A 17535-nucleotide genomic window follows, 5' to 3' on the forward strand; every position below is an offset into this window, starting at 1 on the left:
AACGATAAGTTATATAAAAATAGTACATTTTGGTTTCGAAAATTTTTTGTTTACATAATTGTGAATAAGATTTTACTTTTTTGAAGTAAATCATCACATAAATATTTAATTTTAAAACATAGTTTCAAACTTAATTGAATTGCTATTTTAGCACAAATGGGGAATCGTGTGAAATCCACGAACTGTAGCGCAACTGTAAATAAATCTTGTGTTTATGAGTCAGACCTCCACAATTATGTTGACTTTGCTTTCGCATAAAAGTAAATGTCTGATGGTTTTCTGCACTTCAAAAATTTACAGATTTCCTTTCTTCATTTACTTTTTAAATTCGTTTAATTAAAAAGTAAAACAATGAGCATTTTCACCAAACGTATCAATTACAAACCTTTCGAGTATCCAGAGATATTAGAATTTACCAACGCCATCAACAAATCTTTTTGGGTGCATTCTGAAATTGATTTTACAGCTGATATTCAAGATTTTCATTCGCATTTAAATCCAAACGAACAAGAAATTGTTAAAAGAAGCTTACTAGCTATTGCGCAAATAGAAGTCAATGTAAAAACTTTTTGGGGCGATTTATATCTTCATCTACCAAAACCAGAATTCAATGGGCTAGGAAGTACGTTTGCCGAATGTGAATTTCGTCATTCCGAAGCTTATTCTCGTTTACTTGAAGTTTTAGGATATAATAACGAATTCGAAAAAGTAATTGAAATTCCGGTTATTGCAAAACGAATTCAATATTTATCAAATGCTTTAAAAAATTCAAAATCGGACAATAAAAAAGAATATTTAAAATCGTTAATTCTCTTTACCATTTTAATTGAAAACGTTTCGTTATTCAGTCAATTTGCTATTATTTTATCGTTTACACGTTTCAAAGGTGCAATGAAAAACGTAAGTAATATTATTGCTTGGACTTCGATTGATGAGCAAATTCATGCAAATGGTGGGATTTTTATCATCAATAAGATTAGAGAAGAATTTCCTGATTATTTTGACGACCAAACGATAAAAGAGATTAATGAAATTGTAGTGGACTCAATCAATATCGAAGCCGAAATTTTGGATTGGATTTTTGAATTTGGTGAATTAGATACCATATCAAAACAGAATCTTTTAAATTTTATGAAATTCAGAATCGATGAAAGTTTACAAAAAATAAACCTTTCAAAATTGTTTTTCATTTCAGAAGAAAACTACCAGCCGATGATTTGGTTTGAAGAAGAAATATTTGCAAATAGCTTGGACGATTTTTTTGCAAAACGTCCGGTAGATTATACCAAACACGACAAAAGTATCACAGCAGACGATTTATTTTAATTCAAACAAAACAATGATTATGGAAAGATTATGGTGGCTTAACGAAGAAAGCGAACAAATATTAAATCGTGGCTATTTATTAAAAGGAGAAACCACACAAAAAGCAATTGAACGAATTGCGTCTGCAGCGGCAAAAAGATTATATAAACCCGAACTTACCGAAGCTTTCATTGAAATGATAGAAAAAGGTTGGATGAGTTTATCGTCTCCAATTTGGGCAAATATGGGAACCGAACGCGGATTACCTATTTCGTGTTTTAATGTCTATGTACCAGATAATATCGAAAGTATTACGCATAAATTAGGCGAAGTTATCATGCAAACTAAAATTGGTGGTGGAACTTCGGGGTATTTTGGCGAATTACGTGAACGTGGAAGCGCTGTAACAGATAACGGAAAAAGTAGTGGTGCTGTTAGTTTTATGAAGCTTTTTGACACCGCAATGGATACCATTTCGCAAGGTGGTGTACGTCGTGGTGCATTTGCTGCATATTTAGATATTGACCACGATGATATTAAAGAGTTTTTAGAAATTAAAAACATCGGTAGTCCAATTCAAAATTTGTTTACCGGTATTTGCGTACCCGATTATTGGATGCAGGATATGATTGACGGAGACAGAGATAAACGAGAAATTTGGGCTAAAGTTTTAGAAAGTCGTCAACAAAAAGGTTTGCCTTATATTTTCTTTACCGATAATATTAATCGAAATAAACCTCAAGTTTATAAAGATAAAGAAATGCAAATTTACTCTAGTAATTTGTGTTCAGAAATTGCTTTACCATCCTCTGCAAACGAATCATTTATTTGTTGTTTATCGTCAATGAACTTGGAATTGTATGACGAGTGGAAAGATACCGAAGCTGTGAAATTAGCAGTTTTCTTTTTAGATGCTGTTTTACAAGAGTTTATTGCAAAAACTGAGGATAATCATTATTTAAAATCGGCAAACACATTCGCAAAAAATCATCGTGCACTTGGATTAGGTGTGATGGGTTGGCATTCGTATCTTCAGAAAAATAAAATTGCTTTTGAAAGTTTAGAAGCAAAAATGCAAACGAATATCATTTTTAAAAACATTCAAGAAAAAAGTATAAAAGCTTCACAAGAATTAGCTAGAATTTACGGAGAACCAGAAGTCCTAAAAGGTTATGGATTACGAAATACAACTTTAATGGCAATTGCACCAACAACTTCTTCGTCTGCAATTCTAGGACAAACTTCTCCAGGTATTGAACCTTATAGCAGCAATTATTACAAAGCTGGTTTGGCAAAAGGTAATTTTATGCGTAAAAATAAATATCTAAAAACGTTACTTGAAGAAAAAGGAATCGATAACGAAGAAACTTGGCGAAGTATTATGTTAAATCACGGAAGTGTTCAACATTTAGAATCGTTAACGCAAGAAGAAAAAGACATCTTTAAAACATTTAAAGAAATCAGTCAGTACGAAATTGTGTTACAAGCTTCTATCCGACAAAAATATATAGACCAAGCACAAAGTTTAAATTTAAACATTCCGGCTAATGTCCCAATAAAAGAAGTAAATAGATTAATGATCGAAGCTTGGAAACTTGGCGTAAAAACCTTGTATTATCAGCGTAGTCAAAGTGTATCGAAAGAATTTGTTACAAATTTAGTTATTTGTTCAAGTTGTGAAGCCTAAATAAATTTGATTGCTTTTTTATTCTTAAAAAAATGGTCAAATCTGTAAAAATTAAAAAATAATACGTGCGATTAATTATCAAAATTTGATAATTTCATAAATTGCATAGAATCAAATACTATTAAAAATGAATTTAGAAGAAAGAATTTCAAAATCAGAAACTCGAATATTTAAAGCTGTTTTTCCAAATACAACCAATCATTACGATACCCTTTTTGGAGGTACGGCCATGCATATGATGGACGAAGTTGCTTTTATTACAGCAACCCGTTTTTCTCGTCAAACTATGGTAACCGTTTCATCTGATAAAATAGATTTTAATAAACCAATTCCAGCAGGAACCATTGTTGAATTGGTAGGAAAAGTTACACATGTGGGAAACACAAGTCTAAAAGTTGAAGTTGAGATTTTTGTTGAACAAATGTATGAAGACGTTCGCTATTTAGCTGTTAAAGGACAATTTTCGTTTGTGGCTTTAGACGAACACAAAAAGCCAACTAACGTTATTAAAGAATAATTCTGGCATAAAAAAGGAAGCTGAAAAGCTTCCTTTTTTAGTTATATAAAACATTATTTCAATGCTTGTTCAATGTCTGCAATCAAATCTTCGATATCTTCAACTCCAACACTTAAACGAACCATGTCGTCTGTTACTCCAATTTCTGCACGTTTTTCTGCAGGAATTGAAGCATGTGTCATTAAAGCTGGGTGATTTGCTAAAGATTCAACTCCACCTAAAGATTCTGCTAAAGTAAATACCTTTAAATTTTCTAAGAACTTAATAGCATCTGCTTTAGCTCCAGTTTTAAATGTAAAAGAAACCATTCCGCCAAAACCTTTAGACATTTGTTTTTTAGCTAAATCGTGTTGTGGATGCGATGGTAAACCAGGATATAAAACTTGGTCAATTAACGGATGTTGCTCTAAATACTCAGCTACTTTTTGCCCGTTTAAACAATGACGTTCAACACGTAAATGCAAGGTTTTAATTCCGCGTAAAACCAAGAAACTTTCTTGCGGACCTAAAGTTGCTCCGGTTGCAAATTGTGTAAAATGCAATTGTTTTCCTAATTCTTCATCTTTAATAACTAAAGCTCCAGCAATCACATCAGAATGTCCACCTAAATATTTAGTAGCCGAATGCATCACAATATCAGCACCTAAATCTAAAGGCTTTTGTAAATACGGCGTTGCAAAAGTATTATCAACCGCAAATAAGATATTATTTTGCTTAGTGATTTTAGCTATCGCTTCGATATCTGCTAATTTCATTAACGGATTTGTTGGTGTTTCAATCCAAACTAATTTGGTATTTGCATTGATTTTAGATTGAAACAATTCCAAATCATTCATATTAATGAAATGAAATTTAATTCCTAAATCTTGATAAAAACGAGTGAATAAACGATAAGTTCCTCCGTACAAATCGTCCATCGCAATTACTTCATCGTTTGGTTTTAATAAACGTAAAACACAATCGATAGCTGCCAATCCAGATGAAAAAGCCAAACCACGAGCACCGTTTTCAATACTTTCTAAAGCATGTTCTAAAGCTGTTCTTGTCGGATTATCTGCTCTACTGTATTCGTAACCTGTATGAACTCCCGGACTTGTTTGCGCGAAAGTTGATGTATGATAAATTGGTGGCATTACCGCTCCAGTACTTGGGTCGTGATGCTGTCCACCATGAATTACTTTTGTATTAAATTTCATAACTAAAAACGTTTTTTAAAAATAATTACAAAGATACTTTTTATGAAGGAAATATTATAGATTTGTTTCACATTAACAAAAAATTATATGACCAGAAAATTACTTTTATTAATCTGTTTTTCAACGCTATTATTCAATTGCACCAAAAAAGAAACTTGGTATTTTGAAACAAAAAAATACGAACTAAAAACAACACTTCCGTGCGATAATGATGATTGTACTTATGTCGATTTAATAATCCCGACGATTATTTCTGATGAAAAAGAATTAAACAAAATCAATGACGTCGTTTTTAAAAACGTAAAAAAACATATCGCGTTTGAAACCGAAAATGCCGAAATTAAAAATTACGCCGATTTAGCTAAATCTTTTATCGCTTCATACGACGAAATAAAAAATGCCTTTCCGAACGAACCTTTGCCTTGGGAAGCTTCGGTTAATGGAACATTGGAAGTTTTCGAAAACAAAAGTGCCAATATCGTTTTAAATTATTACACCTTTACAGGTGGAGCTCACGGAAATGAAGGAGTCGTTTCTTTATTTTTTAATTTAGAAGACGGTAAACAAATTTCTCAAAAAGATTTATTTTTAGATTTCGAGGGATTTAAGAAAATTGCCGAACAAGATTTTAGAGCTTCTGCTAATTTATCAGCAACCGATGACATCAATAAAAACGGAAATATTTTCAAAGACCATCAATTTAGTTTGCCAGAAAACATTATCGTTACGCAAAATGAAATAATTTTGCATTACAATAAATACGAAATTGCACCTTATTCATCAGGAACCACTATTTTAAAATTCCCGATGAAAACATTTAAAAAATATTTAAATCCACTTTATTTCTAAAACACGAATTTTGAGCGTATATAAAAAACTTTTTGGTCAAACATTAATTTACGGAATTGCCACTGTTGTTCCAAAAATGATTGGTTTTATCATGGCACCGTATCACATCGATTGGCTTCCAAAAGATGCGTACGCAGATTACACGCTAATATTTTCGTGGATGATGTTTTTCAATGTCATCTTATCTTTTGGAATGGAAACAGCTTTCTTTAGATTTTACAACAAAAAAGAAAATAAAAACGAAGTTATAAATAATACCATTTTATTTTTAATGGCTGTTTGTGCAATTTTCCTCGGAGGAATTTACCTCTTTAAAGAATCGATTGATTTATATTTTGAGATTCCGCCCATTGTAGTATCTTATTTAATTTGGATTTTAGTTTTAGATACGTTGGTTGTTATTCCATTTGCGATTTTACGAGCACAACAAAGACCGATAAAATACAGTTTTATCAAAATTACAAATGTGGTTGTAAATGCCGGATTGACTGTTATTTTATTGTATTTAATACCGAAGTTTTTACTTCAAAATCCAACAGATAAAATCGCTGCATATTATAATTTCGGTTTCCAAGTAGGTTATTTATTTCTTGCGAATTTAATTGCCAGCGGAATCACATTACTGCTACTTTCAAATCATTATTTAAAACTGAAGTTGAAGTTCAATAAATCGTTGTGGAAAGAGATGATTATGTATAGTTTTCCTGTGATGATTGGAGGTTTGGCTTTTGTTATAAACGAAACTTTTGATAAGGTTTTTTTAAAAGAATTACTTCCAGAAAGTTTTGTAGATTTAGGATTAGCAAGTTATGGTGCTATTTATAAGATTGGTGTTTTTATGATTTTATTCCGAACGGCTTATTCAATGGGAATTGAACCTTTCTTTTTTAGTTATGCCAAAAATGATGACGCGCCAATAAAATACGCTACAGTTACCAAGTACTTTGTGATTTTTGGAAGCTTAGCAATGTTAACCATTGTTGTTTTTTCAGATTTAATCAAAGTATTTTATATTCCTCAAAAAGATTATTGGTTTGCGATGGAAATTGTTCCTTACATAATCTTAGCAAATTTAATGTTAGGGATTTACACCAATTTATCGGTTTGGTACAAAATTCAGGATAAAACAAAAATCGGCGCATACATTTCAATTGTTGGAGCAATTGTAACAGTTGTTTTAAATTTCATCTTAATTCCGATTATTGGATTATTAGGTGCAGCCATTACAACATTACTCGCTTATGCAACTATGATGTTAATTTCTTATGTATTAGGACAAAAGTCTTATCCGATTCCGTACGATAAAAAAATAATCGGATTGTATTTAGGAACATCAATTGTATTTGCATTTACCTATTTTTATAATTTCAGAGAAAATTATTTTATCGGAATAACTTTCCTTCTTATCTTCGTAGGAATGATTTATTACAACGAAAGAGTAATGATTCAACGCATACTTAAATCTGTACTTAAAAAATGAAAATAAACATTATTAATAAATCGCAACATCCGTTGCCAAGTTATGAAACTATTGCTTCTGCAGGAATGGATTTACGCGCAAATTTATCAGAACCAATCTTAATCGGACCAATGGAACGCGCTTTAATTCCGACTGGATTATTCATGGAATTACCAATTGGATTCGAAGCTCAAGTGCGTCCAAGAAGCGGATTAGCATTAAAAAAAGGGATTACTTGTTTAAATTCACCAGGAACCATCGATGCAGATTATCGCGGTGAAGTTGGGGTGATTTTAGCCAATTTATCAAAAGAAACATTTGTAGTTGAAAACGGCGAACGCATTGCGCAAATGGTCATTGCAAAGCACGAACGTGCTGAATGGATTGAAGTAGAAGAATTATCAACAACAGAACGCGGTGCTGGCGGATTTGGAAGCACGGGCGTGAAATAATAAACCAAAATTAAAACAAATGAAAATTATTGTACCCATGGCCGGACGCGGTTCTCGTTTACGTCCACATACATTAACTACACCAAAACCATTAATTCCAATTGCAGGAAAACCAATCGTGCACCGTTTGGTTGAAGATATTGCAAAAGTAATCAATCAACCAATTGAAGAAATCGCTTTTATCATTCACGAAAGTTTCGGAAAAGATGTTGAAAAAGACTTAATTGCAATTGCTGAGAAATTAGGCTCTAAAGGAACTATTTATTATCAAAACGAAGCTTTAGGAACAGCTCATGCCATTTTATGTGCTAAAGAATCGATGCAAGGTCCAATTGTAGTTGCTTACGCAGATACGTTATTCCGTGCAGATTTTTCTTTAGATGCAACTGCAGATTCTGTTATTTGGGTAAAAGCAGTTGAAGATCCTTCTGCTTTTGGAGTAGTTCAATTAAACGACAAAAATGAAATTGTTGATTTCGTTGAAAAACCAAAAGAGTTTGTTTCTGATTTAGCTATTATTGGAATTTACTTCTTTAAATCAGCAGAAAATTTACGTTCAGAATTAGAATATCTTTTAGATAACAACATCGAAAAAGGCGGAGAATATCAGTTAACCGATGCTTTAGAAAACATGAAGCAAAAAGGTTTACGTTTTGTTCCGGGTAAAGTTGATGAATGGATGGATTGTGGAAACAAAAACGTAACGGTTGACACAAACAATCGCATGTTGAATTTCTTACATGCTGATGGTGAAAACATGGTTGCTGCTTCAGCATCAATCGAAAATTCAACAATTATCGCACCTTGTTACATTGGAGAAAATGTTATTATAAAAAATGCAACTGTTGGTCCAAATGTTTCTTTAGGAAATCATTCAAAAGTTGAAAATGCTACCATTAAAAACAGTTTAATTCAAACGAATTCAACAATTACAAATGCAGATTTAGACAATGCAATGGTCGGAAATCACGCAAAATTTGATGGCAAATTCACAAATATCAGTATTGGAGATTATTCTGTATTAGAATAATTTTCAAATCAAACAATAAATTTTAAAAATTCCGTTTTCATTTTCAGAAACGGAATTTTTCATTTAAAAGGAATAGTTTTTGATAAAAGTTCGACTACATTTGCGTATATTTTAACCTATGAAAAAAGCTGTTTTATTCTTTATTCTATCGACCGTTTTATTTTCTTGTAAAAGCAAAAAAAATCTAACTGACAATGCATCAACAAATGATTCGTTGTTTAAGGAAATAATCATAATCAATGATGGCGATAGAGCTCCTTCCAAAAAAGAAAATCTAACGTATCTTAAGGCAGTAAACGACCATTACGCTTTGAATAAAAATTTCAATACGCTACAAATTAATGCTGATATTGAATTTAAAAATAAAAGTTTTAACGAAAGTCTTAGCGCAGATATTCGTATTCAGAAAGATGAGACAATTCTGATTTCGATTAAAAAATTTGGTTTTACTGGAGCAAAAATATTAATCACACCAAAAAGAGTAAGCTATTACGAAATTCTGAACGGAACTTTTTATGACGGTGATTTCGAATTCATAAGTAATTTTTTAGGAACGAATTTAGATTACAATCAAATTGAAAATTTATTACTCGGAACCTCTGTTTTTAATTTAGCCGAAGAAGAATTAACGACTAAGGTCGAGGATGGTCTTTATAAATTATATAAAAACACAAATGATTTGTCACTTGTTTTTGTATTAGATGGATTAGCTCGAATGAAACAAGAAGTTATCCAACAAAAAGATTCAAACGACAAATTGGTTATTGACTATTTATCGTATCAAAATAAAAATGATGTTTTGTTACCATTAAATTTATTAATTCGTGCGATTCAAAAAGATGAAACGAATTTGAATATCAATTACAAAAAAATAGATTTGAATCCGAATATTTCTTTTCCTTATAAAATTCCTAATGGTTCAAAAGAAATAAATTTTAATTAAATTTGACAAACTTTTTATTCAATGCAACGAATTTTATTAATACTAGTTACTTTCTTCATTACCATTTCATCCTATTCGCAAGATTATGAAGAACAGCAACGTAAATTAGAAAACAGAAAAGCGCAAATCCTTAAAGAAATTAAGGAAGTGCAAACTTTACTGAATTCTGAAAAAAAGAAAGAGCGCAATATTTTCAATGAAATTACAAATCAGAATAAAAAAATAAAACTATCAACTGAGCTAATTAATAATTCGCAAAAACAAAACCGTGTATTATCAGATGATATTTACACGGCAACTTTACAATCAAATAAACTAAAACGTGAGCTTAAAGTTTTACAAGCCGATTATGCCAAAACAATTGTAAAATCATATAAAACGCGTTCAGAACAAAGCCGAATTTTATTTATTTTATCTTCAGATAATTTCTTACAAGCCTACAAACGTATGCAATATATGAAGCAATATGCCAATTTTAGAAAAACGCAAGGAGATGAAATAAAAGAAAAAACAATTGAATTGCAAGAGCTTACCAAGCGTTTGGAAATTCAGAAAGTAAAACAACAAGCAATTTTAGCTGAACAAGAAAAAGAACGTAAAGTTTTAGAAGACGATAAGAAAATTCAAAATCAATTATTGGCTGAAGTCAAAAAAGATCAAAAAAAATACGACAAACAAATCAGAGATAAACAAGCTGAATCTAAAAAAATTGATCGCGAAATAAAAGCCGTAATTCAAAAAGCAATTGCTGAAGCAAACAGAAAAGCAAAAGAAAAAGCAGAGAAAGAACGTCTGGCAAAAGAAAAAGCAACTGGTAAAAAAGAAACACCTACAAAAACATCTACGGTTAGCTCAACGAAATTTGATTTGACTCCTGAAGAAAAAACGCTTTCTAACAGTTTCAAAACAAATCGTGGACGTTTACCGTGGCCTGTAGAAAAAGGTTTTATCTCAATGAAATATGGAGATCAACCTCTACCTGGAATGCCAAATGTAACCGTTCATAATAGTGGCGTTGAAATAACAACCGAATCGGGTAGTTCCGTTCGTGCGGTTTTTGAAGGAGAAGTTTTCAAAATTCAAAATATCGGAAACATCAAATTGGTTTACATTCGACACGGAGAATATGTAAGTATTTATCAAAATCTAAGTTCTATTTCTGTAAGTGATGGGCAAAAAGTTTCAACCAAACAAAAAATTGGAACCATCTCAAATAATCACGAAGGAAAAGCTGTTCTTAAATTTGTTATTTCACAGAATGATACGTTTATGAACCCGGAATCTTGGATCAGCACAAAATAATTTAGATAATGAAATTGATAAAACCTTTTAATTTACAACAATGGATTTCGGGCAACAAACATTTGTTGAAACCACCAGTTTCTAATAAAAATATTTATGTAGAATCTGAAGATTATATTGTGATGATTGTTGGTGGACCAAATGCTCGTAAAGATTATCATTACAACGAAACAGAAGAATTGTTTTATCAATTAGAAGGAACTATTCAAGTTGCAGTACAAACCGAAAACGGAAAAGAAGTTTTAGAATTAAGTACTGGAGATATGTTTCTACTTCCAGCAAAAATTCCACATTCTCCAATTCGAACTGAAAATTCTGTTGGCTTAGTTGTAGAAAGAAAACGTAATAAATCAACAGCAAAAGATGGTTTATTGTGGTTTTGTGATAATTGCAATGAAAAATTACACGAAGTTTATTTTCCATTAAACAATATAGAAACTGATTTTTTATCACATTTTCAACATTTTTACAATTCAGAAACGTTAAGAACTTGTACAAAATGTAACCACACCATGGAAGTTGACAAACGTTTTATTAAATAAATAATTTTTAGCTTAGATTTTTAATTATTTGTATATTAGCGCAACTAATATCAAAAAACGAAAAATGACAAATCAAGCCGCTGATTTCGGAATAGAAGAAGCATTACAAAAATTAGGATTAAAAGAAATTAACGAAGGTACTTCAACAGGAAACAACTGGTTTTCAAACGGTACAATCATTGAATCATATTCACCTGCTACAGGAAAACTAATCGGAAAAGTAAAAACTTCAACTGCTGAAGATTACGAACAAGCAATGGTAAAAGCTTCTGAAGCTTTCAAAACTTGGAGAATGGTTCCTGCTCCTAAAAGAGGTGATTTAGTTCGTCAGATGGGAGACGCTTTACGCGAAAACAAAGACGCTTTAGGTAAATTGGTTTCTTATGAAATGGGAAAAAGTTTACAAGAAGGCTTAGGTGAAGTTCAAGAAATGATCGACATCTGTGATTTCGCAGTTGGTTTATCTCGTCAACTTTACGGATTAACGATGCATTCAGAAAGACCAATGCACAGAATGTACGAGCAATACCACCCAATCGGAATTGTTGGAATCATTTCTGCATTTAACTTCCCAGTTGCAGTTTGGTCTTGGAACACGATGTTAGCATGGATTTGTGGAGACGTTTGTATTTGGAAACCATCTTCAAAAACACCTTTATGCGCAGTTGCTTGCCAAAACATCATCGCTAAAGTATTAAAAGATAACAATATTCCAGAAGGAGTTAGCTGTTTAGTTACAGGAAACGCTTGTGGAGATTTAATGAATAACGACAAACGTATTCCTTTAGTTTCTTTCACAGGATCTACAAGAATTGGTCGTCACGTATCTAAAACAGTTGCTGAACGTTTCGGAAAAACTATTTTAGAATTAGGTGGAAATAACGCAATCATCGTTTCTGAACATGCAGATTTACAAATGGTGTTAGTTGGAGCAGTTTTCGGAGCTGTTGGTACAGCAGGTCAACGTTGTACTTCAACACGTCGTTTAATCGTTCACGAAAGTGTTTACGACAAAACTATCGAAACCTTACAAAAAGCTTATGCTCAATTAAACATTGGAAATCCATTAAACGAAAACAATCACGTTGGACCACTAATCGATAAAGGAGCTGTTACTGATTACTTAAATGCAATCGAAAAAGCGAAAAAAGAAGGTGGAAAAATCATCGTTGAAGGTGGCGTTTTAGAAGGTGAAGGTTACGAAAGCGGATGCTACGTAAAACCTTGTATCATTGAAGCTAAAAACGAATTCGAAATTGTACAAGAAGAAACTTTTGCTCCAATTTTATACGTTTTAAAATACAGCACAATCGAAGAAGCTATCGATATGCAAAACGGAGTTCCTCAAGGATTATCTTCTTCTATCTTTACAAACAACTTAAGAGAAGCTGAATTATTCCTTTCTCAAGCAGGTTCTGACTGTGGAATCGCTAACGTAAACATCGGAACTTCTGGTGCTGAAATTGGTGGTGCATTTGGTGGAGAAAAAGAAACTGGAGGAGGAAGAGAATCTGGTTCTGATGCTTGGAAAGTTTATATGAGAAGACAAACCAATACAATCAACTACGGAACGCAACTTCCGTTAGCACAAGGAATTAAATTTGATTTCTAAAAATATTTAAAACAGACTTTCGGGTCTGTTTTTTTTTTTTTACAACAAAAAAAGAAAGCCGATAAAGCTTTCTTTTTTGTTTAATCCTAATCTATATCCTCTAATTCGAAACCAAAATTAATGTAGCTTTTATACATATTAATTTTATTATAATCCAAATAGTCAAATTTAGAATTTCGTATTTTATACCAAATTTTCACTTCATATTCTTTAGGAGCATTACGAGCTTGTTCTGGACGAATAGACATTTTAATTTTTTTATCAATAAAATATCCCATCTCATCAACCGCACCAAGAACTTGAATTTCAATAAAAATGGGTTTGTCAGTTAATAAAATATCATCTTCAATATCGATTTCAAAAAAATTTTTATTTTTTGAAATAAACTCTATAGGTTTAGAACTAAATAGTAGTTTTTTATCAGTATCAAAAATATTAATTCTTAAAATTTGAGTAGCATTTTTTATCTTTTTAAAATCTTCTGATGAATAACCATCTATAGACGGGATATAAGATTCGGGTAAACTTTTAAAATAAATTTTTCGTAAATATTTATTTTGATATTCTTTGTTAAATATAATTTCGTTTAAAATAACACCGTCAGATTGAACAGGAAAATATTTAAATAACTTTTTTTTCTGAGGATTGATAATCTTCCTTGGTTTTTTGCTAATTACCATCTCGTCTAATTCGGTTACAGAATTCTGCAACTCAATACTTTGGGTAGTTGCAGAAATTTCGATAAGATTCGGTTTGTAATTCCCGTCTAAAACTTCAATTTTATCGGAATTGAAATCAATAAAAACGTTACCGTTTTTATCTGAAAACAAAGTTTCGTTGTTGTACAACAACTCGACAAACTGCAAAGGTTCTCTGGTTTCTTTGTTTATCAATTGTATTTTATGTTGTTGCGCAAATAAAATTATTGGTAATAGACTAAAAAAAACAAAACTCTTCATAATTCTTAAATTAGTAAAACATTTTCTTTAGTTATTGTATGAGGTTTAGGTCCATTAGCATCATTACAACGAAATGTTTCAGTTTTTGAAACCTTAGACCATAAAGTAACATAAACACAATCTAATTGACATGACACTACCTCACCAGTTAATTTATCATGATTGGTTGTCCTTGTGCAATCCCAACCCCAAAATCTAGGTGAATTAAAAACAGGAAATTCAGCACGAATAGATATAGCAGCATCTATTAAATCAAAATTCGTTTTCTTTAACACTGGAATTTCAGCTAAATCAGAGATTAACACAACTTGATTATTTGAAATTTCAAAAGATTTTATTTCCTCTTTATTTTTATCTATTTCAATTAAAAATTCTATTTCTCCATTAGCATCAGATAATGTATAAACTCCAATATAATCATTTGAAGGGAATTCATATTTAGTTAAAACACAATTTTCATCTCCGTTGATTACCTTAACAGTTTTCAAAACATGCATATCAGTTCCATAATATTGCTTGATCACACTACTAGCTGTTCTTGCATTAGCTGTTTTATTTTCTGTTTGTTGTGCGTCTGTTGTTTCGTTATCGTTACTACAAGAATACAAACCTGTAGTTAATAAAGCCGCTCCTAAAAGCCCTAATGTTATTTTCTTGAATTTGTTCATTTTTAATCAATTTAATAGGTTATACACCTAGTTAATAAATGGTTGAATAATTTGTTAGAAATTCTTTATCCGGATTCAAAATTCTCAACAACAAAACCAAACATAAATCATTATTTTATGTTAAATTTCAAGAGCAATAATAATAATAATAATAATAATAATAATAATAATACAACACAACAATAAATTATAAAATCATTAAAACACAAAACATACGTAAAAAAATTAACTTTAATCACAAACAATTGATTTAGTCTAGAAAAAGCCCAATTAAATATTAAATTTCATAGAAAATTATTCAGACAGTAAAACCAAAAAATAACTCATAAAAACTTAAGCGTATAGTAGAAAATGTCAAATTTTAGTTTTCGAACAAAAAAACCATCGCAAAAACGATGGTTTAATTTTATATTTCTCTAACTGCTTCTTTCAAAATCCAACCTGAAATTTGATTGGGTAAAATAACTTTGTACCATTTGGTAGTTTCTTCTTCGATAAAAACTTCGGTTCCTTCATGTATGATTTGCGCGTTTTTAGCCGAAGTTCTAGGTTCTACTTTTAAAGAAACTTCTTCGTTAAAAACAATCGCATAACGTTCTGATTTTTGAAAACTTTGTTCTGAAAATGCTGAAACGATACTTATAATTGTTACAAATCCTAAAACAATTTGTAAAGTAAAAAATACTTTTTTGACCGTGGGATTCTGGCTAAAATAAAAAATAACAAAACTTATTAAAATCAAAAAAATAGCTACAATTGCGGTAATTCCCCATTCGTTCATATCAAAAAATCCAATGGTATTATGTGTGATTTGACTTGAATTTAATTTTATTTTTTTGTCAAATTCGTCTAGTTTCATTTTATCAGCGAACTTTAAATTGGTTTTCGCTGCAGTATTATCCGGATTTATTTTCAGTGCTTTTTTATAATTATAAATACTCGGCGCTACTTGTTGCAATTGATAATAAGCATTTCCTAAATTAAAATATACGGCTTCGGCTTGGTAATTTTTATCAACCAAAGATTCGTATTTTTCTATTGCTACTTCGTAATTCTTTTGTTCGTATAAAGCGTTCGCTTCATCAAAAACCTTAACCGGATCGATGGTATTCGCCATCGAAATCCCGGAAATAAGAAATACCAAAAGGATATTTAAAATTCTCATATTCTTATTTTAAAGTTTTAAATTGTTTCTCTAAGCTCGAAATAACATCGGCTGCTTGCGCATAATCATTGTTCATTGTTTCGACGCTCATTTGCGAATAACGCGCCATTTCGCAAGTTTCTTTCAAATGCATAAATGCTTGAATACTTTCTTCGGAAATGTTTTTGTTTCGAAGCGTTTCTACAATAATATCGTTACTCATTTCAGAAGTTTCGATATGTAATTTTGCTTTCAGGAAATTATGTAAACAACGTTCTAAAGCTTCATAGAACTTGTCTTTGTTTCCTAAATTACGCTTGGCTTCACCTAAATATTTTTTCGCTAAACGATTATTTGTTCTCAATCGGTTTCCAACGATATCGCCTGCAGCTTTTTTACGTTGTCTATCAACTAAAACCACTAAAGGCATCGCTACAATCGGAGCAATTAATAAAAAGTAGAATAAATTGGTATCAAAGAAATTCGATTTTTCTTCAGTGTCGAAATTTACTTCTTTCACAATATCAACAAATACATCGCTATTACTTAACTCATCTTTTTCTGGAAGATTTGTTGGTAATTCTGGACCTTCGGTTACATCGATTACGATTTCTTCGCTCGTAATGGTTTTATACGTTTTAGACGCAACATCAAAGTAACTAAACGACATCGGTTTGATTACGTATTTACCTTTGTACTGCGGAACAATCGTGTATTTTTCGGTTTTAGAACCGTCCATTCCGGTTTTGATGTTCTTATTGATTTTTTCAATCAATTGTGGATCGTAAATTTCTAATACAGCCGGTGCCACTGGTTTTGGTAAATTAAGTAAATCTAAATTTCCACTTCCGTTAACCGAAACGTTTAATTCGATAGTTTCGTTTGCCTTAACAGTTGTTTTATTTGGCGTAACTTTAAAGTCAAATTTTCCTACAGCTCCCGTAAAATCAATAGGTTGATTTTCTAAAGGTAATGGTTTTACATTGATTTTTTTACTTCCTGTTGAATATTGTTTTTCGTTTAAAACAATTTCTGGAGCACCAAAGATATCATATCTACCCGTCATTGATTCGATTTGTAAATTCAACTCAAAAGGTTCTAAATCTAAAGTTCCGTCTTTTAATGGTAATAAAACTACTTTTTGTAGAACAATATATCGATATTCTTTTCCTTTGTATTGTCCGACTTGAACACGCATTTCTTTTTCGTCAATGGTATGGCTCCAGAAATTTTTATACTTTGGTAATTCGGCTTGACCGATATTTCTTACACCAGCATTATGACTCACATACAATCTGTAAACCACAGTAATGGGTTCGTTTACATACGGATTGGTATTTGAAATTTCTCTATCCAAGAAAATACCTTCGCCCATTTTACTTCGATCAATTTGAGGTTGACTTTGAGGTTGCCTTCCGTAATATCCACCATATCCGTAGTTTTGTTGTTGACGTTGTTGCTGTTGAACCGCATCACCAACTTTTACAGTTACAACATTTGATTTATAAACAGTTCCTCTGTACTCAATGGTTGCAGTTCCAATTTGTAAGATTCCTTTCTTTTCAGGAACTAAATAATACGAAAAACTCTTAGTAAACGAAGCTTTTCCATTCACCCAAACTTGACTCACGGAATGCATAGGACCGCCAACAACTTTGAAGTTCTCAAAGTTTGGTGGGTTGAAATTATCTCCGTCTTGATTCATCGAAAACCGAACCTCAATACGTTCATTAATTCCTATACTATTTCTACTTACTTCAGACACAAAAGTGAACTGACTCCAAGCTAATGAAGAAAAAAGTAGCACTAAAGCACAACTAATATTTGTTATAAATTTCATTTTACCAATCTTTTGTACTTTTATTTTTAT

General features: G+C 31.4%; 16 protein-coding genes. 11 read left to right on the top strand and 5 right to left on the bottom strand.

The annotated features are described in order from the left end of the window. The first annotated feature begins 351 nt into the window (after positions 1-351). The 3 genes from HW119_RS04485 (at position 352) to HW119_RS04495 (ending at position 3509) form a co-directional block, all read left to right on the top strand. Positions 352-1326: a ribonucleotide-diphosphate reductase subunit beta gene (locus tag HW119_RS04485; RefSeq protein ID WP_177761562.1), complete on the top strand. Its 975-nt coding sequence runs from the start codon at positions 352-354 to the stop codon at positions 1324-1326. Beyond that, entirely contained in the window at positions 1283-2992 is a 1710-nt protein-coding gene (locus tag HW119_RS04490; protein WP_410503986.1) for a ribonucleoside-diphosphate reductase subunit alpha, read from the top strand. The genes HW119_RS04485 and HW119_RS04490 overlap by 44 nt, the downstream gene beginning before the upstream one ends. 127 nt (positions 2993-3119) lie before the next feature. After that, the gene (locus HW119_RS04495) at positions 3120-3509 is read left to right on the top strand and encodes an acyl-CoA thioesterase (protein WP_177761566.1); all 390 of its coding nucleotides are present in this window, start codon (positions 3120-3122) and stop codon (positions 3507-3509) included. A 53-nt stretch (positions 3510-3562) separates the two neighbouring features. Here the strand turns inward: HW119_RS04495 and HW119_RS04500 are convergent, their stop codons facing one another. Continuing rightward, positions 3563-4705 (bottom strand): cystathionine gamma-synthase, encoded by a 1143-nt coding sequence (locus HW119_RS04500; protein WP_177761568.1) that lies wholly within the window; start codon positions 4703-4705, stop codon positions 3563-3565. A gap of 87 nt (positions 4706-4792) precedes the next feature. Here HW119_RS04500 and HW119_RS04505 point away from each other — a divergent pair, with 87 nt between their 5' ends. From HW119_RS04505 to HW119_RS04540, 8 genes are all read left to right on the top strand, one after another. Further along, positions 4793-5554, top strand: a complete 762-nt coding sequence (locus HW119_RS04505) for a DUF3298 and DUF4163 domain-containing protein (RefSeq protein ID WP_177761570.1) — start codon at positions 4793-4795, stop codon at positions 5552-5554. A gap of 10 nt (positions 5555-5564) precedes the next feature. Beyond that, positions 5565-7034: an oligosaccharide flippase family protein gene (locus HW119_RS04510; protein ID WP_177761572.1), complete on the top strand. Its 1470-nt coding sequence runs from the start codon at positions 5565-5567 to the stop codon at positions 7032-7034. Continuing rightward, complete coding sequence (dut, locus tag HW119_RS04515) at positions 7031-7465, top strand: dUTP diphosphatase (RefSeq protein WP_177761574.1); 435 nt, start codon at positions 7031-7033, stop codon at positions 7463-7465. Before HW119_RS04510 ends, dut begins: the two co-directional genes overlap by 4 nt. Positions 7466-7484: 19 nt before the next feature. Next, positions 7485-8495: a sugar phosphate nucleotidyltransferase gene (locus HW119_RS04520; RefSeq protein WP_177761576.1), complete on the top strand. Its 1011-nt coding sequence runs from the start codon at positions 7485-7487 to the stop codon at positions 8493-8495. A gap of 118 nt (positions 8496-8613) precedes the next feature. Then, the gene (locus tag HW119_RS04525; RefSeq protein ID WP_177761578.1) at positions 8614-9438 is read left to right on the top strand and encodes a DUF4292 domain-containing protein; all 825 of its coding nucleotides are present in this window, start codon (positions 8614-8616) and stop codon (positions 9436-9438) included. A gap of 21 nt (positions 9439-9459) precedes the next feature. Beyond that, positions 9460-10740 carry a murein hydrolase activator EnvC family protein gene (locus tag HW119_RS04530; RefSeq protein ID WP_177761580.1) on the top strand — a complete coding sequence of 427 codons (1281 nt, stop codon included), beginning with the start codon at positions 9460-9462 and terminating at the stop codon, positions 10738-10740. A gap of 8 nt (positions 10741-10748) precedes the next feature. Next, a complete protein-coding gene (locus HW119_RS04535) occupies positions 10749-11282 on the top strand; it encodes a 3-hydroxyanthranilate 3,4-dioxygenase (RefSeq protein WP_177761582.1) in 534 nt (177 codons plus the stop codon). Between the two features lie 64 nt (positions 11283-11346). Beyond that, positions 11347-12894, top strand: a complete 1548-nt coding sequence (locus HW119_RS04540; protein ID WP_177761584.1) for an aldehyde dehydrogenase family protein — start codon at positions 11347-11349, stop codon at positions 12892-12894. A gap of 86 nt (positions 12895-12980) precedes the next feature. Here the strand turns inward: HW119_RS04540 and HW119_RS04545 are convergent, their stop codons facing one another. From HW119_RS04545 to HW119_RS04560, 4 genes are all read right to left on the bottom strand, one after another. Beyond that, positions 12981-13853, bottom strand: a complete 873-nt coding sequence (locus HW119_RS04545) for a hypothetical protein (RefSeq protein ID WP_177761586.1) — start codon at positions 13851-13853, stop codon at positions 12981-12983. A 5-nt stretch (positions 13854-13858) separates the two neighbouring features. Continuing rightward, complete coding sequence (locus HW119_RS04550) at positions 13859-14521, bottom strand: hypothetical protein (RefSeq protein WP_177761588.1); 663 nt, start codon at positions 14519-14521, stop codon at positions 13859-13861. A gap of 406 nt (positions 14522-14927) precedes the next feature. Next, a complete protein-coding gene (locus HW119_RS04555; RefSeq protein ID WP_177761590.1) occupies positions 14928-15686 on the bottom strand; it encodes a tetratricopeptide repeat protein in 759 nt (252 codons plus the stop codon). A 4-nt stretch (positions 15687-15690) separates the two neighbouring features. Beyond that, complete coding sequence (locus HW119_RS04560) at positions 15691-17505, bottom strand: BatD family protein (protein WP_177761592.1); 1815 nt, start codon at positions 17503-17505, stop codon at positions 15691-15693. Positions 17506-17535 lie beyond the last annotated feature (30 nt).

It is taken from the genome of Flavobacterium sp. I3-2, from assembly GCF_013389595.1.
Classification (GTDB): Bacteria; Bacteroidota; Bacteroidia; order Flavobacteriales; family Flavobacteriaceae; genus Flavobacterium.